The following is a 21,537-nucleotide window of genomic DNA, read 5'->3' on the forward strand; positions in this document are numbered from 1 at the left end:
TGAAAAGAATGCATAAAGGAATAGGCTGCGGACTGGCTGTCTGCTTGCTGCTTAGCGGCTGCGGCAAGGCGAAAGAGGAAGAAAGTCCGTTAAATCCCAAAGAGCCGGTTACCGTAACCATATGGCATTATTACAACGGTCCGCAGCTAAAAGCCTTTGACAAACTGGTTCAGGGGTTTAATGAAACAATAGGACAGGAAAAAGGAATTGTGGTGGAAGGCAAGAGTCAGGGAAATGTCAGCAGTCTGGAACAGGCAGTACTGGATGCAGCGGAGCGAAAGGCGGGCGCAGGTTCCATGCCCAACATTTTTGCAGCATATGCGGATACAGCATATGAAATTGACAAAATGGGCCTGGTTGTGGATCTAAAGCCGTATTTTACACAGCAGGAATTGGATACCTATGTGGAAAGTTACATAGAAGAAGGAGTTCTTTCGGGAAAAGATGCATTAAAAATCTTTCCCATAGCAAAATCCACGGAAGTATTTGTGATGAATAAGACAGACTGGTAGAAGTTTGCAGAGGCAACAGGCGCTGACGAGAGTCAGTTAGCTACCATGGAAGGCGTTACAAAAACGGCACAGGATTATTATGAATGGACGGACGGCCTGACGCCTGAAAAGAATGACGGAAAAGCGTTTTTTGGCCGCGATGCCATGGCGAATTATATGATTATAGGCGCCATGCAGCAGGGCGTGGAGATTTTTTCCGTAGAAAACGGAACAGTTACCTTGAATTTTGATAAAGATGTGATGAAAAAGCTGTGGGAAAACTATTACGTTCCTTTTGTGAAGGGCTATTTTGCAGCGTCAGGAAGTTTTCGCAGCGATGATGTGAAGACCGGAAATATTTTAGCGTTTGTAGGCTCTTCTTCAGGGGCTATGTTTTTCCCGGAAGAGGTGACAATCAGCGATACTTTGACATACCCCATTGATTTGGAAGTGCTGCAGGCGCCGGAATTTGAAGGCGGAGGTTCCGTGGCCGTTCAGCAGGGCGCCGGCATGGTAGTGACAGATACCGGAGAAAAAGAAGTGTATGCTTCTGTAGAATTTTTAAAATGGTTTACCCAGGAGGAACAAAACCTTCAGTTTGTGCTTTCTTCCGGCTATCTTCCGGTGAAAAAAAGCGCCAACAATCTGGGCACAATTCAAAAACAGGAACGGGAAAATCCAGACGTGAATATGGACATTGTGAAAACAGCCATTGGAGAAATTCTGGATAATGAATTGTATACAACAAAGGCCTTTGAGCATGGAACAGATGCCCGCAGTGTTTTGGAGTATGCATTAGGCGATTCGGCCAAAGAAGCCCGGCAGGTTGTAGTACAGCGTCTGGAGGAAGGAAAGACATTGGAAGAAGCCGTAGCGGATTTTATCAGTGAAGAAGCATTTGAGGAATGGTATACAGAGACAAAGCAGGCTCTGGAAGAGGTTTTGTAGGAGGCGTCTCATGAAGAAAAGAGGGGTTTCGATTGCGGTTAAAATGGTGGCATTACTTCTGGTGATTTTTGTTTTTGAAGGAATGTTAATCGGATATAACGTCATTCATGGAGATGTTTTGGAGTATATGCAAACCAATGAGAGAAACATTTTTCATGAACGCGTGGTAAACCGAAAAAATTATCTGGAAGAAAAAATGCGTGTGCGGTGGGCAGATATAGAAGATTCCACCACGAAAATCAACAATATGACCCAGAAACTGGTGGATGCGGGAAGCATTTCACTGGACAGTCTGGACAAAAGTTCTGAGAGCAGTATGCCTTTGCTGAAAGAAACCAGTGATGTGCTGATTTCTCTTGTTCGTTCCAATGGCGTGACAGGTGCGTTTCTGGTTTTGAATACAGAAAATCTGGAAGAAAAGAAGCAGGAGGGTCTATACGAAGACAAACCCGGGCTGTATCTGCATGATTATGACCCGGCATCAAGAGCGTGGGAGCGCAATCAGGATTTGTTGTGGAGTTATGCGCCGGCTGAGTTCATACGGCAGCAGGAATTTTCTACGGATGAAGGATGGAAAACAAAATTTAACTTTTCCCAGTGCGGAGATTATCTGCCCTATTTGTATGAGCCATATCAGGCTGCAAAAAATACGGAAAATGTAAAAGAGAGGGATATTCTGGACTTTGGTTACTGGGGATATACCGGGATAAATGACTGTGCGCAAAAAGAAGCCATAACGTATTCAGTTCCCCTGGTTTTAGAAGATGGGACGGTTTATGGTGTTCTGGGCATTGACTTAATGTCTGAATACGTTAAAAAGCTGCTTCCCTATCTGGAATTAATTGATGATAATAAGGACGGTTCTTATTTTATAGGAATTCAAAAAGGAGATGAAAGCACTGTAGAAAATGTGCTGCTATCCGGAAATACTTACATGTCCGCCTTTTCGCAGGGGGGAGAAACCGTATTTTCAAAAAAAGACGGACAAATCTATATAGATAGCCAGTCAGAGCAGTTGTGTGCGGAAATTACCTATCTGGAACTGTACAATGAAAGCAGCCCGTTTTACGAACAGAAATGGGTTCTGGCGGGGATTGCCCGGGAAGAGGACCTGTTCCAGTTTACAGACAGACTGCTTAAGATGTTTTCCTGGATTGCAGTTCTGGCTGTGGCGATTGGCGGTCTTGGCGGTGTGATTGGTATTATCTATATATCCAGACCTGTGCTGAAATTAGTGCATGAAGTAGAGGCCATAAAGCTGACGAAGCCCTTCACTCTGACGCAGACGGGAATTCTGGAAATTGACAAATTATCCAATGCATTGGTACAGCAAAGCATACGGTTAAATCAGGTTATGAATAAATTTTCTAATATTATTCACATGGCTGATATTCCTCTTGCAGCATTTGAAGTGAACCGGAAGGACAAGACCGTATTTATAACAGATAAGTTTTTTGAAATTTTCGGGCTGCCTCCAAAGGATTCCACAGAGCTTTGCATGGAAGATTTCTGGCAGATTTTTCAGGAACTGGAGGTTTATAAGGAATCCGAAGGGGAAGTAACCCTGTATCAGATTCCGGGAAAACACCCTGGAGAATATCGCTTTGTCCGTACTATGGTAAAGGACAGTGAAAATTATTACATCGGATTCGTAGAAGATGTGACGAAGCAGACTTTAGACTTGAAACGCATGGAATACGAAAGAAATCATGATGTACTGATTGGTCTGAACAACCGGCGGGCTTTCTTTGAACGGCTCCGGGTTCTGTTTGAGAATCCAAAACAATTAAAGAAAGCAGCTTTTGTGATGATTGATCTGGACAACTTGAAACATATAAACGATACCTTCGGGCATGGCTGCGGAGACCAGTATATTCAAACGGCGGCGGAATGTCTGAAACGGGGCGTGCCCCAGTCAGCGGTGGTATGCCGTCTTGCGGGCGATGAATTCTGTATTTTCTTCTATGGCTGTTCCGGCAAAGAAGAAATTCGCCATTATATAGAACGCCTGCAGGTTCGGCTGAAACATACAACGATTCGGTTACAGGAAAACCAGGAGTACTCCATTTGTATTTCCGGTGGAATTGCATGGTATCCTGAAGACGGACGGAGTTGTGAAGAATTACTGGAACGGGCAGATAAAGCAATGTATACAGTGAAAAAGGCTGAAAAAGGACAGTTTAAGGAATATGAAAAGAGAACAGGCAACGAAATACAAAGAGACCATATTGATTGTAGATGATATGGAAATCAATCAGGAAATCCTGACAGAAATGCTGAAAGAAGATTACAATCTGATAAAAGCTTATGACGGTCAGGAAGCGATTGATTTATTGGAAAAAAACCACTTGGAGATTCAGTTAATCCTGCTGGATTTTATTATGCCCCAAAAGGATGGCCTGGAAGTCTTAAAAGAGATGAAGGAAAAGCAGTGGATAAAAAGGATTCCGGTCATTATGATTACATCGGAGGATTCTCTGGCTTTTATGCATAAGGTGTATGAACTGGGAGGAACAGAGTATATACACCGTCCGTTTGACCGTTATGTGGTACAGCAGCGCATTAAAAATACACTGATGCTCTACGCCAAGAAGCGGCGGCTGGAAGAAATGGTGGCAGAGCAGGTCTATGAGCGGAAAAAGAACAGCGATATGATGATGACCATTTTCAGCAACATTGTAGAGTTTCGGAATGGAGAGAGTGGGCTGCATGTGCTGCATATCCGGATTATTACGGAAATTTTGTGCCGTTATTTATCGGAAACCACCCATCAGGTGAACTTGTCCGGCAAAGACATCAGCAATATTGCGTTGGCCTCGGCGCTGCATGATGTGGGAAAAATTGCAATTTCAGAAAAAATACTGAATAAACCGGGCAAGCTGACAGAAGAGGAATATGAGATTATGAAGACGCATTCGGCTATTGGTGCAGATATTGTAAGCAGGTTAGAACCGTATCAGGAGGAACCGCTGGTAAAATTTGCTTATGATATCTGCAGATGGCATCATGAGCGCTGGGACGGAAAGGGGTATCCGGACGGTTTGAAAGGCGGGGAAATTCCGCTCCATGCTCAGATTGTAGCCATTGCAGATGTATATGATGCGCTTACCAGTGAGAGAGTGTATAAAAAAGCCTATTCCAGCCATGAGGCCATACAGATGATTGCAAACGGGGAGTGCGGGGCGTTTAATCCCATGTTGTTGGACGCTCTTTTCGTACTGGAGGATGAGATTTTGGAGGCGCTGGAAAAGGAGGGTCAGGGAAACCATGACCGGATTTTTACGGCAACGGAAAATATTATGCAGTCCTTAAACATTCCGGTTCACACAGATTCTTTGCAAAAGAAAGTTGCTATTCAGAAGGGGGAGAAAAAACCTTGAATTATCGTTTGGATATACAGTATGACGGAACCCGGTACGGCGGGTGGCAGAAGCAGAAAGATACAGACAACACCATACAGGGGAAAATCGAAGAGGTATTATCCCGTATGTGCCAGACTCCGGTGACGATACAGGGCGCGGGCAGGACCGATGCAGGGGTGCACGCGGCAGGGCAGGTGGCAAATGCGCATATGGAGACGGAAAAGACTAGTGAGGAAATCTGCGAATATCTCAACCGGTATCTTCCGGAGGATATTGAGATTGTCCGGGTGAAGCAGGCGGCAGACCGTTTCCACAGCCGCTTAAACGCCAGAGAAAAGGTGTACCAGTACCGCGTTGCTGCAGGTTCTCATAAGAATGTGTTTGAGCGGAAATACCAGTGCCCGCTTCATGAAAATCTGGATGTACCGGCCATGAGAGAGGCGGCGGAATTTTTGACGGGAACTCATGATTTTAAAAGTTTTTGTTCCAATAAAAAGATGAAAAAGACTTCGGTCAGAACCATATATGACATCGAAATCCGGGAAGAGGGGCAGGAAATCCGCATGACCTATACCGGCGACGGATTTCTTTATAATATGGTAAGAATTCTCACCGGAACTCTGATTGAAGTGGGAAGAGGAGAGAGAAAGCCAGAGGAAATGATGGAAATTCTGGAACGCTGCGACAGAGGAGCGGCGGGATTTACAGCGCCGGCCAGGGGACTGACCCTGCTGGAAGTGCGGTATTAGGAGGAAGACAGTATGGAAAACAGCAGAAACCGGGAAATGGAACAGGAAATTCGTAAGAGCATGGAACAGCTTTATCCTAAGGACCCGGATCATTTGTACAGCCGGATGCAGGTGGAATTTTATGCCTGCAATTACGAGAAAAAAAGTGTAACCCTTCGTTTTCCGGTACAGAGATGGGAATTAAATCACATGGCAACCATGCACGGAGGTCTCATAGCCACGGCTATTGACACCACCTGCGGCGTTACGGTGCGCAGCGTCAGCGGAAGTGAAAAAATTCCTACCATTAACCTGAACCTGAATTATCTCTCCCCTGCCATGGCTCAGGACGCCCTGCTGGTAACGGCAAAAGCAGACCGGGCCGGACGGAGAATCTGCAGTGTATCTGCAGCATGCCGGTCTGAAAAAACGGGGAATCTCATAGCCACTGCCACGGCAAATTTCATGATTCTGGAGTGAAATTTTGAATGCAAATAAAAAAATAAAAGCAAAGCCTTTGAAAAAGCGGGAATTTATGGTACTATAGTCCTTAGACTGTAAAGGAAGAAATTACGATAGATGGAGGAAGAAAAAAGTGGAAAAAGAAACAGCAAAAGAAACCGTTTCTAAAAACTTTATTGAACAGATGATTGAAAAAGACCTGGCAGAGGGCAAATACGAGGAAATTTGTACCAGGTTTCCGCCGGAGCCAAATGGTTATCTGCATATCGGACATGCAAAGTCTATTTTATTAAACTATGGTCTTGCACAGAAATACCACGGAAAGTTCAATATGCGTTTTGACGACACCAATCCGACTAAGGAAAAGGTAGAGTTTGTGGAGTCCATCAAGGAAGATATCAAATGGCTGGGCGCAGACTGGGAAGACCGTCTGTACTTTGCTTCTGACTACTTTGAGCAGATGTACGAAGCGGCTGTAAAATTGATTAAGAAAGGGAAAGCCTTTGTCTGTGATTTGACGGCAGAGGAAATCCGGGAATACAGAGGAACCCTGACAGAGCCGGGCAAGGAAAGTCCCTACAGAAACCGCAGTGTGGAGGAAAATCTGGAATTATTTGAAAAAATGAGAAACGGAGAATTTGAGGACGGCAGCAAGGTACTTCGCGCCAAAATCGACATGGCTTCTCCTAATATCAATATGCGTGATCCGGTTATCTACCGTGTGGCGCATATGACACACCACAACACCGGGGACAAATGGTGCATTTACCCTATGTATGATTTTGCACATCCCATCGAAGATGCCATTGAAGGTGTGACCCATTCCATCTGTACCCTGGAATTTGAAGACCACAGACCTTTGTATGACTGGGTAGTAACAGAACTGGAATATCCCCATCCGCCAAAGCAGATTGAATTTGCAAAGCTGTATCTGACCAATGTAGTGACAGGAAAACGTTATATCAAAAAGCTGGTAGAAGACGGCATTGTAGACGGCTGGGATGACCCTCGTCTGGTATCCATTGCGGCTCTTAGAAGACGGGGCTTTACACCGGAATCCATTCAGAAATTCGTAGAGCTCTGCGGTGTTTCAAAGGCCAACAGTTCTGTGGATTACGCTATGCTGGAATACTGTATCCGCGAAGATTTGAAGATGAAAGCGCCTCGTATGATGGCTGTTTTAGACCCGGTAAAACTGGTTATTGACAACTATCCGGAAGGCGAAATCGAGTACCTGGAAGTGCCAAATAACATGGAAAATCCGGAACTGGGCAGCAGAAAAGTGCCTTTCGGAAGAGAACTTTACATTGAAAGAGAAGACTTTATGGAAGTTCCGGTAAAGAAATACAAACGTCTCTATCCGGACAATGAAGTGCGCCTCATGAATGCGTACTTTGTGACCTGTACAGGCTGCGAAAAGGATGAAGAGGGAAATGTAACGGTTATCCACTGTACGTATGACCCGGCCTCCAAAGGCGGAAATTCCCCGGACGGAAGAAAGGTCAAAGGAACGATTCACTGGATTTGCGCTGAGACAGCCGTAGAGGCGGAGTGCCGTCTGTATGAGAATATCGTAGATGAAGAAAAAGGCGTATACAATAAGGAAGACGGAAGTTTGAACCTGAATCCGAATTCTCTTACGGTAGTCAAAGGCTGTCTGGTAGAGCCGGAACTTGGAAAAGCAGAGGCTTACGACCGGTTCCAGTTTGTGAGAAACGGATTTTTCTGTGCGGACTGCCATGACAGCAAACCGGGAGCGCCGGTATTTAACCGCATTGTGTCTCTGAAGAGTTCTTTTAAACTGAATCAGTAATGATTAAGATTTTATACGAAAAGAGGAGCCTGTGAACGAATTACTAATTCCTCTGGATACAAAAAGCAAAGTGCCGATTTACGAGCAGATTTGTGACTATATCAAAAGGGCTGTGCAGCAGAAGCATTTAATACCGGGAGAAAAGCTGCCTTCGTCCAGAGCCTTTGCCAGATGTCTGGCTGTGAGCCGAAGCACCGTAGACTTGGCCTATGACCAGCTGGTATCCGAAGGGTATATTGAGTCCATTCCCTGCAAAGGCTACTATATCTGCGAAATAGACAGCCTCTACGTTCCCGGCAGGAAGAGGACAGAAGAGTGGAAAACAGAAAAAGAGAATCCCTCTAAAAGGGCAGCGAGAGAACAGAAAACCTGTGCCTATGATTTTTCTTTAAACGGCATAGCGCCCGGCGGTTTTCCTCACAATGTCTGGAAAAAGCTGGCAAGGCAGGTGCTCTCAGAGGATGACGATACCCTGTTTCAGCTGGGAAATCCCTGGGGAGAATATGGATTTCGCAGCGCAGTGGCGGAATATCTGTATCAGGCCAGAGGCATGCGGTGCCGCCCGGAGCAGATATTAATTGGAGCAGGAAACGATTATCTGCTGATGCTCCTGGGAACCATTCTGGGGAAAAACCGTGTGATTGCCATGGAAGACCATACCTACCTGACTGCATATTACGATTTTCTGCACATTGGGTATGAGGTAAAAGCGGTGAAGCAGGACGAAAGCGGTATGTGTATCTCCTCTTTGAAAGATTCCGGTGCACAGATTGCCTATGTGATGCCCTCTCACCAGTTTCCCGCAGGCACGGTTATGCCCCTGAAACGCCGTATGGCACTTCTGGACTGGGCAGAGGAAGCGGAAAATCGCTACATCATTGAGGATGATTACGACAGCGAGTTCCGTTACCGCGGAAAGCCTATTCCGGCTCTGCAGGGATTTGACAGGGGCGGGCGTGTGATTTATATGGGAACTTTTTCCAAATCCATTGCCCCGTCCATTCGTGTCAGCTATATGGTTTTGCCGGAGTTTCTGGCAGAGCAGTATGCAGAGCGGAAAAGTCCTTTTTCAGTAACCGTGTCCAGAGCAGACCAGAAGATACTGGAGTTATTCTTAAAAGAAGGAGGATATGAGCGGCATTTGAACCGTATGCGGGCTGTCTATAAAAGCAAGCATGACAAAATGGTGAAAGTTCTGCGGGATATGGGGGATATCTGTACTTTTTCGGGAGAATATGCGGGACTTCATCTGGTACTGGAATTCACAAACGGGCTGACAGAAGAGGAGGCAGTTTTGCGGGCAGAAGCGGCCGGTGTTCAGGTCTACGGATACTCGGAATACGGCATAGAAAGCAGCAAGATAAAAAAAGAACCGGAAAGAAAGGTACTTCTGGGCTATGCCTGCATGACCGAAGAAGAAATCGAAAAAGCCATGAGGAAATTGAAAGAGGTCTGGGAATAAGTATTGACAGAAAATTATAAATACAGTAAACTGAACGTTGCAAGGGGAGCTGGAGCAAGTCCGGCTGAGAATAAAACCACATTCGTTTTAGACCCTCATACCTGATTCGGATAATGCCGGCGTAGGAAGCATTTTGTAAAATCTGCAGGTTCAGATACAGACATGAATCCCATCAGGTACTCCCTGGTGGGATTTTTTATACAGAAAGAGAATAAGGAGGAAGGAAATATGAACGCAAGCGTAGCTATCCAGACTTTGCCGGAGGCAAAAGACGACGAGGAATTAATCCGTATTGTAGACGAGGTGATTGCCTATATTAAAAGTACGGGAAATAATTATTATGTAGGCCCTTTTGAGACAACCATTGAGGGAGACTATGACGAACTCATGGACATTGTAAAGGAATGTCAGCATATTGCAGTGAAGGCAGGAGCGCCGTCTGTAGCTGCTTATATTAAGGTCAGCTACAAGCCGGAAGGAGATGTGCTTACCATTGAAAGAAAAGTCTCAAAACACCACCAGTAAAATCTGGACCGTGTCGGCTCTGGCTGTACTGCTGGTGCTTTGGCAGGCGGTTTCCATGGCTGGGCTGATTCCCAACTTTATGCTGCCCTCCCCGGTGGATGTGGGGAAGGCTTTTGTGGGGGATTTCGGGCTTTTAATGGAAAATGCAAAGGTAACGCTTTTGGAGGCGGCTCTGGGACTGGCCTGCGGTATTGCCGTGGGTTTTCTCATGGCGGTAATCATGGAGCGGTTTGAAAAGCTGTACAAAGCCTTTTATCCTTTAATTGTTCTGACCCAGACCATCCCTACGGTGGCCATTGCGCCCCTTTTGGTGCTGTGGTTTGGATATGAAATGCTGCCAAAGGTGATTCTCATTGTGGTGGTGACTTTTTTTCCTATTACCGTAGGACTTTTGGACGGTTTTGGGTCTGCGGATAAAGATATGATCAATCTCATGCGTTCCATGGGGGCAGGAGAGTTTCAGATTTTTCGTTATATTAAGCTGCCGGGAGCCATGAGTCACTTTTTTGCCAGTCTTAGAATTTCCGTGTCGTATTCCGTAGTAGGCGCTGTGATTTCTGAATGGCTGGGAGGCTTCAGCGGTCTTGGGGTTTACATGACACGGGTAAAAAAAGCATTTGCTTATGACAAAATGTTTGCCGTGATTTTTCTCATTTCCATTATCAGCCTGATTCTTATGAAGCTGGTGGAAATTCTGCAGAAAAAGGCCATGCCCTGGGAAAATGTGAAATAAGACAGAGGAGAAAAGATACATGAAAAAGAAATATTTTGCGACGCTTTTGTGCGCGGCAGTTCTCACAGCTTTTACAGGCTGCGGGGAATCCGGCGCTCTGAAAGAAGAGAAGAAAGCAGAAAATAAAACAGAAAAGCTGACTTTTGTACTGGACTGGACACCGAATACCAACCATACCGGTCTGTATGTGGCCAAGGAAAAGGGATACTTTGAAGATGAGGGGCTGGAAGTGGAAATCGTACAGCCGCCGGAGGACGGTGCAGACGCCCTGGTGGCATCGGGAAAAGCCCAGTTGGGTGTTTCCTTTCAGGATACGATGGCACCGGCGGTAGCGGGAGAAGACGCACTTCCCAATACAGCCATAGCTGCTGTTGTACAGCACAACACTTCCGGTATTATTTCCAGAAAAGGGGAGGGCATGGACCGTCCCAAGGGACTGGAAGGGAAAAAGTATGCCACCTGGGACGCTCCCATTGAAAAAGCCATGATGAAAAACGTGGTGGAGGAAGACGGAGGGGATTTCAGTAAAGTGGAACTGATTCCAAGCACAGTGACGGACGAGGTATCCGCACTGAAGACAAAGTCCGTGGACGCTATCTGGGTGTTTTACGCCTGGGCTGGTGTAGCTACAGAAGTGGCAGGTCTGGATACAGACTACTTTGCGTTTAAAGATATCAATCCGGTATTTGACTATTATACACCTGTAATTATAGGAAATAACGAATTTCTGGAAAAAGAGCCGGAAACGGCAAAATCTTTTTTGAGAGCGTTGAAAAAGGGGTATGAATTTGCCATTGAAGACCCGGATGCGGCAGCAGACATTCTCTGTGAGGCTTCACCGGAACTGGATGTGGAACTGGTAAAAGCCAGTCAGAAATATCTGGCTGACCAGTATAAGGCAGAGGAAGAACGCTGGGGATATATCAGCCCCGAGCGGTGGAACGCTTTTTATAACTGGCTGAATGAAAACGGCCTGTCAGAAACAGAAATACCGGAAAATACAGGATTTTCCAATGAGTATCTTCCGGAATAAGAAAGGCGGCAAAAAAATGGCACAGCTTGAAGTTTCCCATGTGACAAAATCCTTTGACGGCAGGAAGGTTCTGGAGGACGTGTCCATCCGTCTGGGGGAGAAAGAACTGGTGGCTCTTTTAGGCGTCAGCGGCGGCGGAAAAACAACACTTTTTAATGTGATTTCCGGTATCTTAAAGCCGGACAGCGGACAGGTGTTTTTAGACGGGGAGGAGATTACAGGCAGTCCGGGGAAGGTCAGCTATATGCTTCAGAAGGATTTGCTTCTGCCTTACCGCACCATTGAAGACAATGTGGCCCTGCCTCTGATTATCAAGGGGGAGAAAAAGAAGGCGGCGAGAAGTCAGGTGCAGCCCTATTTTCAGGAATTTGGGCTGGAAGGGACTCAGAAAAAGTACCCGGCTCAGCTTTCCGGGGGTATGCGCCAGAGAGCAGCGCTTCTGCGGACGTATATGTTTTCTCAGAAAATTGCCCTTTTGGACGAGCCGTTTTCCGCCCTTGATACCCTGACAAAAATTGCCATGCATAAGTGGTATTTAAACGTCATGGAGCAGATTCACCTGTCTACAATTTTTATTACACATGATATAGACGAGGCCATTCTTTTGGCGGACCGGATTTATCTTTTAACAGGGAGTCCGGGAACCATCACAGAAGAAATTGTGATAAAAGAGAAAAAGCCCAGAGCGGCGGATTTTAATCTGACGCCAGAGTTTCTGGAGTATAAACGGTATATTCTGGAGAAGATAGGGGAAAATTAAAAGCCGCATATAATATTCAGATAGCAGTGGAGAACTATTATAAAAATGCATTTGGAGATATCGGAAAGTATTACAACATGATAACGCAGCTGTGAGGTGTTTTTGTGAAGGGTTTGTATGTGGTGAGGTAGAGATGGGAAAAGGTATGAGAAGGTCGCAGAAATGCGGCTTTTTCTTTTTGTTTCTTCATCTTCTTGAGTTGCAGATAAAAATCAGTTAAAATAAAGTGTAGAAAGCAGAGGGACATGTTGGGAGAATGTGACAATCATGTATTATGAAGAAGATTGTGCCGCATTACTGGAACAGACTTCAAAAAGAAGAAGCTTATGAGAAGTTTGAGGAAATTAAGCAGGTTTTACAAAAGGATTATGAAGAAAATAAAGAACCATCAGGTGAATTTAATAAGAATATTTGCAGATACGTATGGGCTGTGCTTACCGAATGCTGTACTTTTTGACGCGTCATCGTTGTTTGGACTATAATACTATAGTTCAATAGATAAGAGTAAATGGAGGTTTTGGATGAGTGAAAAGAAAAAGAAAATAGGTTTTACTGTTGCATGTGTAAACGAATTTGCACAACATCATAATCTCAGTATACAGGAAGCATTTCGTTACCCTTTTCAGTTTAAAGGTATTGCGTTTATAAAAGAAAACTATGAAGTTGAGCATACTTTAGATTTTGAAACAATAATAGAAGACTTAGGGATATTGTGCCGAAAAAACGGAGGCGTGTTATGAGATTATATCATGGAAGTAATATTGTAATTGATAGTATAAATTTGGCAATGTGCAGACCATATAAAGATTTCGGTTTAGAAACAACGGAAGAATGTGCAAAATTTGTCATGAATAATAGAAATCGAACATTTACAAATATGATATGGTTATAGGACCTGTTGCGGATGATAATATGGCATTATTATTTCGTCAGTATGAAAATGAAATTATTGATTTTGAAACCTTATTGAAAGGAATGATATATAAAAAGACATCATCGCAGTATTCTTTTCATACAGAAAAAAGTATAAAACTTTTACGAAAGGTAGGAAATTAATATGGATAAGTTTTATAACTCAAAAGTCTTTGAAAAACTTCAGGATAAAGAAACCGGTTTATATATGGAAAGCTCAGAATATGTGTATGATCTTTTTAAAGATGAGATAAACTTTGGACGTATTGTTCAAGCAGAAATATAAGGTTTATAGGATATAACTTTATCTTTATTCATATAGGCTTTCAAAAATGCAGTTGAGGGGTCTTTGTGCCCTAAAATACATACAGAAAAGAAAAAATAAGAATCCCCCATAGAAGATTAGGTATAAAAAACACTGATTTCTAAGGGAGATTCTTATTTTAAGATTTAGAAGCTAAAAACGGTATTTCCCGATAGCCCCTTAAATTTCCAGAAGTTTTCCTACACTTTCGTCATATCGGCAGTATTTGCCGTTCGCAGAAAGAAAAGGGGTGTAGGTTTTGGTTCTTACATTTTTTATGTATACGACCTTAGTGGCTGCCATGTAAACCAGAGAAAACTTTTCGTTCAAACTGGAAATCCATTTGTATACTTTTTGGTCTTTGTCTGAGAGCACCAGTTCGTAACCGCCTTCACAGGGCTCTAAGGAGAAATAACTTTTCTCGTCCTTTAAGGCCGTAAATACCTGGCTGTAAATGTAGGATGAAAAATGCTCGCGGACAAAGTTTTTGAAGTCCGGCAGGTTGTAAATCCGATGAGAAACTGCGTCTGTGATTTTGTCGCCGCGCTCAATACGGATTTTCAGGACCTTCAGAATTTCCACTGCGTCATTGATGAAACTCAGACGGTTGTATTCCATGGTTTCCAAAAGAAAAGAAATCAATTCCTTTGACAGAATATCATCATTTTTTGCCTGCTCGAATAACTGGTTGTTCATTGGTTTATCCTCCCTCTTTTGTCTGCGAATTTACGCTTCGCTCTCTTTTTCTTCTTCTTTCACTTCTTCTTTTATTTCGTCTTTTATATCTTTGACGGTTTCAGCGGCAGTCTGTACTTTTTCTTCTGCTTCCTCTTTGATATCCTCTGCTTTTTCGGCAGCTTCTTCGGCCATATCTTCTGCGGTTTCTTTGACTGCTTCGGTAAAATCCTCTTCTTCAAAGATGTCGTCGTCCAGAAAATCGTCGGTGTGTTCTTTGACTTTGCTTACTGCGTCATCTACGGATTTTTCCATGACTTTTTTAAATTTAGAAGCAACGCCTGCAGCAGAAACAGCAGTTTCTTTTAAATTATCCTGAAAGTCAGCAAACTCTTCCTGTAAGTCCGGATTTTCATTTTTCTTCTTAACAAAATAGTAAGCTGCAGCACCTGCCGCTGCGCCTAAAGCGCCCATCCCTAAAAGTTTTTTTCCAAAATTTCCCATATCATTATCCTTTCTGAGTCTCACTCCCATACTCTTATATGTTCTCCATTATAATCCTTTTTATGAGGAGAAGGAAGAGGTATTTTCATTAATTTTCTATGAATTTCAAAAAAACTATTGACAAAAATAGAAAAATCAGTATGATAGTAGCATAAGAGTTAGTTGTAGCTAATTCAACAGAGGAGAGGCAGTTTTACCCTATGTCTTTTCTTTTTACAGACAGGTTAGAAATAACTAACTTAGTGAGCGTATGACGTATGAATGGAAGAAAAAAGGAAATGATAACAACAATGGAAAGGAGTTTTGCATATGAGTATTGTAATTATCGGAGGAAACGAGAGAATGGTCACCAGATATGAGAATCTGTGTCAGGATTATGGATGTAAGGCGAAAGTCTTTGTCAAAGAACATGGTTCCATTAAGAAAAAAATGGGCTGCCCGGATTTGCTTTTGATGTTTACCAATACGGTTTCCCACAAAATGGTTATGAATGCTTCCCAAGAGGCCAAGAGGAACAACATTCCTATTGTGCGGATTCACAGAGCCAGCACAGCAGCGCTGCAGTCTGTACTGGAGGATATCAAAGGAGGAGCGGTTTATGCTTGATGAATTTTTAATCCGTCACAGCGCTCCCACGCTGGCCGGACTGAAGACAGCCAATCTTTTCTGGTATCCCTGGGAAAACCGGGAAGAATTGAAGGCAGTTCTGGAAGAATGGCAGAAGGTGTTTCAGGAAAAGGGATTGGGTCTGATGGTTATGCGCCTGCACGGGCAAAGGGCTCTTTTGTATGTATATAGAATCAGCCGCCTTGAGCAGGATTTAAACCGCAGGGAAACCAGACAGATGTTAGCAGCAGAGGGCTATGCATATGAAAAAGCGAAAGAGGCTTTGGTCTGTCTGCGGCAGAGAATTCAAAGCTGTGCAAAGTTCCCTCACGAAATCGGACTGTTTCTGGGATATCCCCAGGAGGATGTGAAGGGATTTATAGAAAATGAAGGGAAAAACTGCAAATGCTGCGGCTGCTGGAAAGTGTACTGCAACGAATGTGAAGCAAGAAAAACCTTTCATAAATTTAAAAAGTGCGAACTGGTTTATACCCGTCTGTTTTTGGGAGGAAGACCGGTCAAAAAGTTGATTGTAGCAGCGTAAAACAGGAAATTTCCATACGAACCTTCTGATAAAAAGGGACGGCCACGAAGGACGGGAGAGTCCGGATTCTGGCCGTCCCTTTTAAAAAGAGGTTGCGTCAGAGGAAAAGTCGGGCTATACTCTTACTATGCAGTACACCAGAAGATATTTCATACTGCAAAAAGGAGCAGACAATGAAACAAATCATACTTGCAAGTGCATCACCGAGACGGCGGGAATTGTTATCCCAGGCAGGGATTCCTTTTGTGGTAAAGCCCAGCCAGGCAGAAGAAAAGATAACCGTCAAAGAGCCGGGGCAGGCTGTGGAGGAGCTGTCCCTGTTAAAATGCCGTGATATTTATGCACAGACAACAGGAGACGTGGCAGTTATCGGTGCGGATACTGTAGTGGCCGCAGAAGGCAGAATTTTAGGAAAGCCGGCTGATAAGGAGGAGGCTGTGAGCATGCTCACCATGCTTCAGGGAAAACAGCACGAAGTCTATACCGGTGTAACGGTTATGGTGAGGGAAGAGGGAAAAGAAAATATCCGCACCTTCCATGAAAAGACAGAAGTGTATTTTTATCCCATGACAGAAGAAGAAATCAGGGGATATGTGGAGACCGAAGAACCTATGGATAAGGCAGGTGCTTACGGAATCCAGGGGAAATCCGCAGTCTTTATCCGGGAAATCCGGGGGGATTATAATACGGTTGTGGGGCTGCCTCTGGCAAGACTCTATCAGGAATGCAGAAAAATGGGATTGGAAATAAAGGAGTGGTAGACATGTATAAAGCTTGTATTTTTGACCTGGACGGAACCATTGCAGATACCGTGGAATCCATTGCCTATGTGGGAAATCAGACACTGCGTCATTTTCACCTGCCGGAACTTCCGGTGGAAAATTATAATTTTTATGCAGGAGACGGTGCAGATGAACTGGTAAGAAGAATGCTGCAGGCAGTTCCCGGCGGCGATAAAGTGGATTATGAGGAAGTGCGGGTTTTGTACCGGAAGTGGTTTGGAGAAAATCCTTTTTACCATGTAAAGCCTTTTGAAGGAATTCTGGAACTTCTGGAAGGACTGAAAAAGGAAGGTCTGAAAATTGCTGTCTTTTCCAATAAACCTCACGGGGCGGCTGTGGAAGTTGTGGAAAAGATTTTCGGCAGAGACGTGTTCCATAAGGTGCAGGGACAGACTGAGAAGATTCCCAGAAAGCCTTCTCCCATAGGCGCCCTGGCTATTGCAGAGGAATTTCAGATTTCTCCAAAGGAGTGCATTTACTGCGGAGATACCAACACAGATATGGATACCGGGAAAGCGGCAGGCATGTTTACCGTAGGGGTGACCTGGGGATTCCGCCCAAGAACAGAATTGGAAGAACACCATGCGGATAAAATTGTGGACCGGCCGGAAGAAATTCTGACTCTTGCAAAAAGAGAAAAGGAGAAGCAGAAAAATGCTGAAGCTGATAGCCAGTGACTTAGACGGAACCCTTCTGCAAAACGGAGTCAGGACGTTGTCTGACACTGTCATAGAGCAGATAAAGCAGTTAAAAGAAATGGGTATTTTATTTGTAGCCGCCAGCGGAAGACAGTATACCAATCTGCAAAGACTGTTTGCACCTGTCTGTGAGGATATTGCCTATGTCTGTGAAAACGGTGCCCTGGTAGTTTACAAAGGAAAAATTTTACATAAAAATATCTTTGAAAGGGAATTGGCAGAAGAAATGCTGCATAGCATATTGAAGAAAGACCGTGCGGAACTGGTGGTTTCCGGGGAAAGGACGGTTTATCTGCAGCCTAAGACAGAGGCTTTTCGGGAATACATGATAAATTTTGTGAAAAACGACACTATGGTGCTGCCGGATATTTTTCAGGTGCCGGAGGAAATCATTAAGATTTCCGTATATGAGGAAAACGGCGCGGAGGCCATTGCGCCTTACTGGAAAAAGGCCTTTGGCAGCAGAGCCACGGTAGTGACTTCCGGGATTTCCTGGCTGGATATGATGCCTTTAAGCGCAGATAAGGGAAACGGGCTTCGGGTGCTGAAGAAACACCTTCTTTTGTCTGATGAGAACTGCGCGGCTTTTGGCGACAATTTCAATGATTTGGAAATGCTGCAGGAAGTGACCTATGGCTTTGCCGTGGGAGAGGCCAGGAAGGAAGTGCGGGAAACCGCCGGAAGAGTAACCGACAGAGTGGAAACGGTACTGGAAAAAGTGATAAAACAGGGAGGAAATTGGTATGAATGAGTACAGCGAAGAGTGTATTTTAACATTTTTAAGAAATCAGGAGCAGCTTTTTACAGAGCCTGTGGCAGAGACAGAGGAAGAGGCGGAGGCCTTTTTAGAGGACTGCATGGCCGCTGTGGTGGATTCACTGGAAGAAGTGAGAGTGTACTTTGAGGAAAACGGCATGGACGTAGAGGATATGTCCCTGGAAGAACTGGAGGACGCCAGTGAAGTTTTCCCACTGCCAAACGGTCAGTATTTGATTGTAGAAGGATAAATAAAAAGGAAAAAAGAGGCTGCTGCATGATTTCTGATGAAAGGTTCATAGAAGACATGCAGAAGCCTTTTTCTGAATGATTTACAGATGGGAGAGATGAGATGACAGGAATTATATTGGGAATCACCTTGATTATGCTGCTTTGCGTGCTTGCAGAAAAGTTTTCGGACAGGCTGGGTATGCCTGCGCTGATACTGTTTATGTTTATCGGCATGCTTTTCGGAAGTGACGGTATTTTTAAAGTACCTTTTGAAAATTTTGAACTGGCAGAAAGAATCTGTTCGGTGGCTTTTGTATTTATTATGTTTTATGGCGGATTCAATACCAAGTGGGAGGCGGCGAAGAGTATTGCAGGAAAGGCCGTTACCCTGTCTACAGCAGGTGTTTTCATTACGGCCGGAATTACGGCTTTGCTTTGCAATGTAGTTTTAAAGTTTTCTTTTGAAGAGAGTTTTCTGATTGGCGCCGTGCTGTCTTCTACAGATGCAGCCAGTGTGTTTGCCATTCTGCGAAAAAAGAAGCTGAACCTAAAGGATGGGACAGCGTCACTTCTGGAGGTGGAAAGCGGAAGCAATGACCCCATTTCCTATCTTCTCACGATTATAGCCATTGGAATTATGACAAATGGAAAATCCGGAAATATTGCGGCTGTGATTGCCATGCAGATTATCTTCGGTGTTCTGGTAGGACTGGTGCTGGCGAAGCTTTGCGTCTTTATTATGGCAAATACTAGTCTGATTGCGGAAGGGCTGGAGATGGTTTTTGTGATTGCCATGGTGCTGGGCTGCTATGGTCTGACTTCTTTTGTGGGGGGCAATGCTTTTTTGAGTGTGTATCTTTTCGGTATTCTTATGGGAAACAGCAAAATCAAAAAGAAGGAGATACTGATTCCGTTTTTTGACGGCGTTACCAGCCTGGCTCAGATATTGATTTTCTTTTTAATCGGACTTTTAACCTTTCCGCATCAGATGCCGGAAATCATTCCCACAGCGCTTGCTATTGTGGCTTTTCTGACAATTATCAGCAGGCCGGTGGCTGTCTTTTTACTTTTAAAGCCTATGAAATGCAGCAACCGGCAGTGCTGGCTGATTTCCTGGGCAGGGCTTCGCGGTGCCTCTTCTTCAGTATTTGCCATTACCGCCGTAGCGGCAGGGATTTCTATGAAGCAGGATTTGTTCCACATTGTGTTTATGGTTTCTCTTTTCTCTGTAGCCATTCAGGGAACGTTTCTGCCCAAGGTGGCGCAGAAGCTGTCTATGATTGATGATACCGCGGATGTAAGCAAAACCTTTAACGATTATCAGGAAGAAACTTCGCTGCAGCTTATGCGCATGTATATTCCCCAGGGGCATGAGTGGGATGGAAAGAAAATAAAAGAGGTGAACATTCCCACGGGCTCTCTGGCTTTGATGATTAAACGGGGAGAGGAAATGATACTGACAAAAGGAAATACAGAAATCTGTGCCGGGGACAGTGTGATTCTCAGTGTGCCGCCTTATAATACCAATGAGACGGAGCAGCTCCAGGAGAAGCGTATTCTTTCAGGGGATAAATGGTGCAACAAAAGCATAGCCCAGCTGCATTTGTCCAGAAACGAACTGATTGCCATGGTTATTCGTGGGGAGGAGGCCATTATTCCGGATGGAAAAACGGTGTTAAAGGAGCAGGATGTTGTGGTTATGTACCGGGACATGGCAGCCGGAAAGTGAGAAAGAATTCTCCAGCTGTTTTTTCCCTTGTATTTGTGGTAAAATAAAGAAAGATATCCGGCAGAAGAATAAGAGAACAGGAGTGTGATAGCAAGATGGAAATCAGCAGTCTGGTAGAAAAACAGAGAGCCTTTTTTCAAAAAGGCATTACAAAAACCCCGCAATTTCGTCAGAAAGCACTGGAAAGGCTGGAAAAAGGAATCAGACGGTATGAGAAGGAAATTCATCAGGCTCTCCGAAAAGACCTGGGGAAATCAGAGTTTGAGGCCTATATGACCGAAGTGGGACTGACGCTTTCCGAACTGACTTATGTGAAAAAACACCTTTCCGCCTGGATGCGGCCAAATGGGGTGCCGACTCCTCTGGCCCAGTTTCCGGCAAAAAGTTTTGAAATGACAGAACCATACGGGGTGGTACTGATTATGTCTCCCTGGAATTATCCGTTTATGCTGTGTATGGAACCGCTGATTGGCGCCATTGCCGCAGGAAACTGCTGTATTGTGAAGCCGTCTGCCTATGCGCCCCATGTATCGGCAGTGCTGAAAAAAATGCTTTCGGCAGTGTTTCCACCGGAGTTTGCAGCCGTGGTAGAGGGGGGAAGGGAAGAGAACAGCCGCCTTTTAGAGCAGCGTTTTGACTATATTTTCTTCACAGGCGGAAAAGCGGTGGGACAGCTGGTACTGGAAAAAGCAGCTGTCCATCTGACGCCGGTGACCTTGGAACTGGGTGGAAAAAGTCCCTGTATCGTAGACGAAACGGCGGATTTGAAACTGGCGGCCAGGCGTCTGGTATTCGGGAAATATTTGAACAGCGGTCAGACTTGTGTGGCTCCCGATTATCTTCTGGTGCAGAAAAGTGTGAAAGAGCCTTTCCTGAACTATGTAAAAATGTGGATTCATAAAATGCTGGGAAAAAATCCACTGGAGAATCCCAATTATCCCAAAATGATAAACGAAAAGCATTACCACAGAATGTTGGAACTTATCAAAGGCGAGGCAATTCTGGAAGGGGGATTTGGCGAGGAAGCGCGTCTGCGGATTGCCCCTACTGTACTGGATTATGTTTCTCCGGATTCCCCGGTTATGCAGGAAGAAATTTTCGGTCCGGTGCTTCCGGTGCTGACTTATGACACCATAGAAGAAGCAGAAACCTTTATCCGTGACAGAGAAAAGCCCTTGGCTCTTTACCTTTTTACGAAAAATCCGGACACAGAGCAGAGGATTTTGAGGAATCTTTCCTTTGGCGGCGGTTGTGTGAATGACACCATTATTCATCTGGCTACTTCCCGCATGGGCTTTGGAGGAGTAGGAGCCAGCGGTATGGGAAGTTACCACGGAAAGAAGAGCTTTGACACTTTCAGCCATACCAAGAGTATGGTAAAGAAAGCCGGCTGGCTGGATTTGCCCATTCGCTATCAGCCTTATACCAAAGGGAAAAAGCAGCTTTTGCGTATGTTTTTAAGATGACCGGAAAGGAGCG

The 21,537-nt window shown here is 44.6% G+C and carries 24 protein-coding genes, 1 pseudogene and 1 riboswitch; of the genes and pseudogenes, 23 read left to right on the forward strand and 2 right to left on the reverse strand.

What is annotated here, in order from left to right:
* Positions 1-8 precede the first annotated feature (8 nt).
* The 15 genes and pseudogenes from WBS51_RS10665 to WBS51_RS10735 all read left to right on the forward strand — a co-directional run bounded on the left by WBS51_RS10665 (position 9) and on the right by WBS51_RS10735 (position 13,515).
* A pseudogene (locus WBS51_RS10665) lies at positions 9-1,439 on the forward strand (extracellular solute-binding protein).
* Positions 1,440-1,449: 10 nt separating this feature from the next.
* Positions 1,450-3,681, forward strand: coding sequence for a sensor domain-containing diguanylate cyclase (locus tag WBS51_RS10670; RefSeq protein ID WP_294462195.1), 2,232 nt, complete (start codon positions 1,450-1,452; stop codon positions 3,679-3,681).
* Entirely contained in the window at positions 3,629-4,819 is a 1,191-nt protein-coding gene (locus WBS51_RS10675) for an HD-GYP domain-containing protein (RefSeq protein ID WP_294462200.1), read from the forward strand. Before WBS51_RS10670 ends, WBS51_RS10675 begins: the two co-directional genes overlap by 53 nt.
* Positions 4,816-5,550, forward strand: a complete 735-nt coding sequence (truA, locus tag WBS51_RS10680) for a tRNA pseudouridine(38-40) synthase TruA (protein ID WP_342694082.1) — start codon at positions 4,816-4,818, stop codon at positions 5,548-5,550. Before WBS51_RS10675 ends, truA begins: the two co-directional genes overlap by 4 nt.
* A gap of 12 nt (positions 5,551-5,562) precedes the next feature.
* Complete coding sequence (locus WBS51_RS10685; protein WP_173748820.1) at positions 5,563-6,009, forward strand: PaaI family thioesterase; 447 nt, start codon at positions 5,563-5,565, stop codon at positions 6,007-6,009.
* Positions 6,010-6,124: 115 nt separating this feature from the next.
* Entirely contained in the window at positions 6,125-7,804 is a 1,680-nt protein-coding gene (locus tag WBS51_RS10690; protein WP_173748819.1) for a glutamine--tRNA ligase/YqeY domain fusion protein, read from the forward strand.
* 31 nt (positions 7,805-7,835) lie between these two features.
* Positions 7,836-9,266: a MocR-like pyridoxine biosynthesis transcription factor PdxR gene (gene pdxR, locus WBS51_RS10695; protein ID WP_173748818.1), complete on the forward strand. Its 1,431-nt coding sequence runs from the start codon at positions 7,836-7,838 to the stop codon at positions 9,264-9,266.
* 32 nt (positions 9,267-9,298) lie between these two features.
* Positions 9,299-9,410: riboswitch (TPP riboswitch) on the forward strand.
* 84 nt (positions 9,411-9,494) lie between these two features.
* On the forward strand, positions 9,495-9,791 hold the full coding sequence (locus tag WBS51_RS10700) for a thiamine-binding protein (RefSeq protein ID WP_173748817.1): 297 nt from the start codon (positions 9,495-9,497) through the stop codon (positions 9,789-9,791).
* Positions 9,760-10,524: an ABC transporter permease gene (locus WBS51_RS10705; protein ID WP_294462645.1), complete on the forward strand. Its 765-nt coding sequence runs from the start codon at positions 9,760-9,762 to the stop codon at positions 10,522-10,524. The genes WBS51_RS10700 and WBS51_RS10705 overlap by 32 nt, the downstream gene beginning before the upstream one ends.
* A 19-nt stretch (positions 10,525-10,543) precedes the next feature.
* The gene (locus WBS51_RS10710) at positions 10,544-11,557 is read left to right on the forward strand and encodes an ABC transporter substrate-binding protein (RefSeq protein WP_173748815.1); all 1,014 of its coding nucleotides are present in this window, start codon (positions 10,544-10,546) and stop codon (positions 11,555-11,557) included.
* A gap of 16 nt (positions 11,558-11,573) precedes the next feature.
* Positions 11,574-12,317, forward strand: coding sequence for an ABC transporter ATP-binding protein (locus tag WBS51_RS10715; RefSeq protein ID WP_173748814.1), 744 nt, complete (start codon positions 11,574-11,576; stop codon positions 12,315-12,317).
* 274 nt (positions 12,318-12,591) lie between these two features.
* Positions 12,592-12,774, forward strand: coding sequence for a hypothetical protein (locus WBS51_RS10720; RefSeq protein ID WP_173748813.1), 183 nt, complete (start codon positions 12,592-12,594; stop codon positions 12,772-12,774).
* Between the two features lie 64 nt (positions 12,775-12,838).
* Positions 12,839-13,057, forward strand: coding sequence for a DUF3791 domain-containing protein (locus tag WBS51_RS10725; protein WP_173748812.1), 219 nt, complete (start codon positions 12,839-12,841; stop codon positions 13,055-13,057).
* Between the two features lie 172 nt (positions 13,058-13,229).
* Positions 13,230-13,373 carry a DUF3990 domain-containing protein gene (locus WBS51_RS10730; protein WP_244092032.1) on the forward strand — a complete coding sequence of 48 codons (144 nt, stop codon included), beginning with the start codon at positions 13,230-13,232 and terminating at the stop codon, positions 13,371-13,373.
* A gap of 1 nt (position 13,374) precedes the next feature.
* Positions 13,375-13,515, forward strand: a complete 141-nt coding sequence (locus WBS51_RS10735; RefSeq protein ID WP_173748811.1) for a hypothetical protein — start codon at positions 13,375-13,377, stop codon at positions 13,513-13,515.
* Positions 13,516-13,713: 198 nt separating this feature from the next.
* Here the strand turns inward: WBS51_RS10735 and WBS51_RS10740 are convergent, their stop codons facing one another.
* Together WBS51_RS10740 and WBS51_RS10745 are read right to left on the reverse strand one after the other, a co-directional pair.
* Positions 13,714-14,229 carry a hypothetical protein gene (locus tag WBS51_RS10740; protein ID WP_173748810.1) on the reverse strand — a complete coding sequence of 172 codons (516 nt, stop codon included), beginning with the start codon at positions 14,227-14,229 and terminating at the stop codon, positions 13,714-13,716.
* Positions 14,230-14,259: 30 nt separating this feature from the next.
* Entirely contained in the window at positions 14,260-14,712 is a 453-nt protein-coding gene (locus WBS51_RS10745) for a hypothetical protein (protein WP_173748809.1), read from the reverse strand.
* A gap of 309 nt (positions 14,713-15,021) precedes the next feature.
* Between WBS51_RS10745 and WBS51_RS10750 the strand changes: the two genes are divergently transcribed.
* From WBS51_RS10750 to WBS51_RS10785, 8 genes are all read left to right on the forward strand, one after another.
* Positions 15,022-15,318: a DUF2325 domain-containing protein gene (locus WBS51_RS10750; protein WP_173748808.1), complete on the forward strand. Its 297-nt coding sequence runs from the start codon at positions 15,022-15,024 to the stop codon at positions 15,316-15,318.
* On the forward strand, positions 15,311-15,862 hold the full coding sequence (locus tag WBS51_RS10755) for a DUF3793 family protein (RefSeq protein WP_173748807.1): 552 nt from the start codon (positions 15,311-15,313) through the stop codon (positions 15,860-15,862). Before WBS51_RS10750 ends, WBS51_RS10755 begins: the two co-directional genes overlap by 8 nt.
* A gap of 173 nt (positions 15,863-16,035) precedes the next feature.
* Complete coding sequence (locus WBS51_RS10760; protein ID WP_173748806.1) at positions 16,036-16,623, forward strand: Maf family protein; 588 nt, start codon at positions 16,036-16,038, stop codon at positions 16,621-16,623.
* A gap of 2 nt (positions 16,624-16,625) precedes the next feature.
* Entirely contained in the window at positions 16,626-17,321 is a 696-nt protein-coding gene (locus tag WBS51_RS10765; RefSeq protein WP_173748805.1) for an HAD family hydrolase, read from the forward strand.
* The gene (locus tag WBS51_RS10770) at positions 17,299-18,093 is read left to right on the forward strand and encodes an HAD family hydrolase (protein ID WP_294462660.1); all 795 of its coding nucleotides are present in this window, start codon (positions 17,299-17,301) and stop codon (positions 18,091-18,093) included. Before WBS51_RS10765 ends, WBS51_RS10770 begins: the two co-directional genes overlap by 23 nt.
* On the forward strand, positions 18,086-18,349 hold the full coding sequence (locus WBS51_RS10775; protein WP_173748803.1) for a glyoxalase: 264 nt from the start codon (positions 18,086-18,088) through the stop codon (positions 18,347-18,349). The genes WBS51_RS10770 and WBS51_RS10775 overlap by 8 nt, the downstream gene beginning before the upstream one ends.
* Before the next feature lie 101 nt (positions 18,350-18,450).
* Positions 18,451-20,058 (forward strand): potassium/proton antiporter, encoded by a 1,608-nt coding sequence (locus WBS51_RS10780; protein WP_294462664.1) that lies wholly within the window; start codon positions 18,451-18,453, stop codon positions 20,056-20,058.
* A 68-nt stretch (positions 20,059-20,126) separates the two neighbouring features.
* Entirely contained in the window at positions 20,127-21,524 is a 1,398-nt protein-coding gene (locus tag WBS51_RS10785; protein ID WP_226853647.1) for an aldehyde dehydrogenase, read from the forward strand.
* Positions 21,525-21,537 lie beyond the last annotated feature (13 nt).

Source organism: Blautia acetica, assembly GCF_038739805.1.
Taxonomy (GTDB): Bacteria; Bacillota; Clostridia; order Lachnospirales; family Lachnospiraceae; genus Blautia.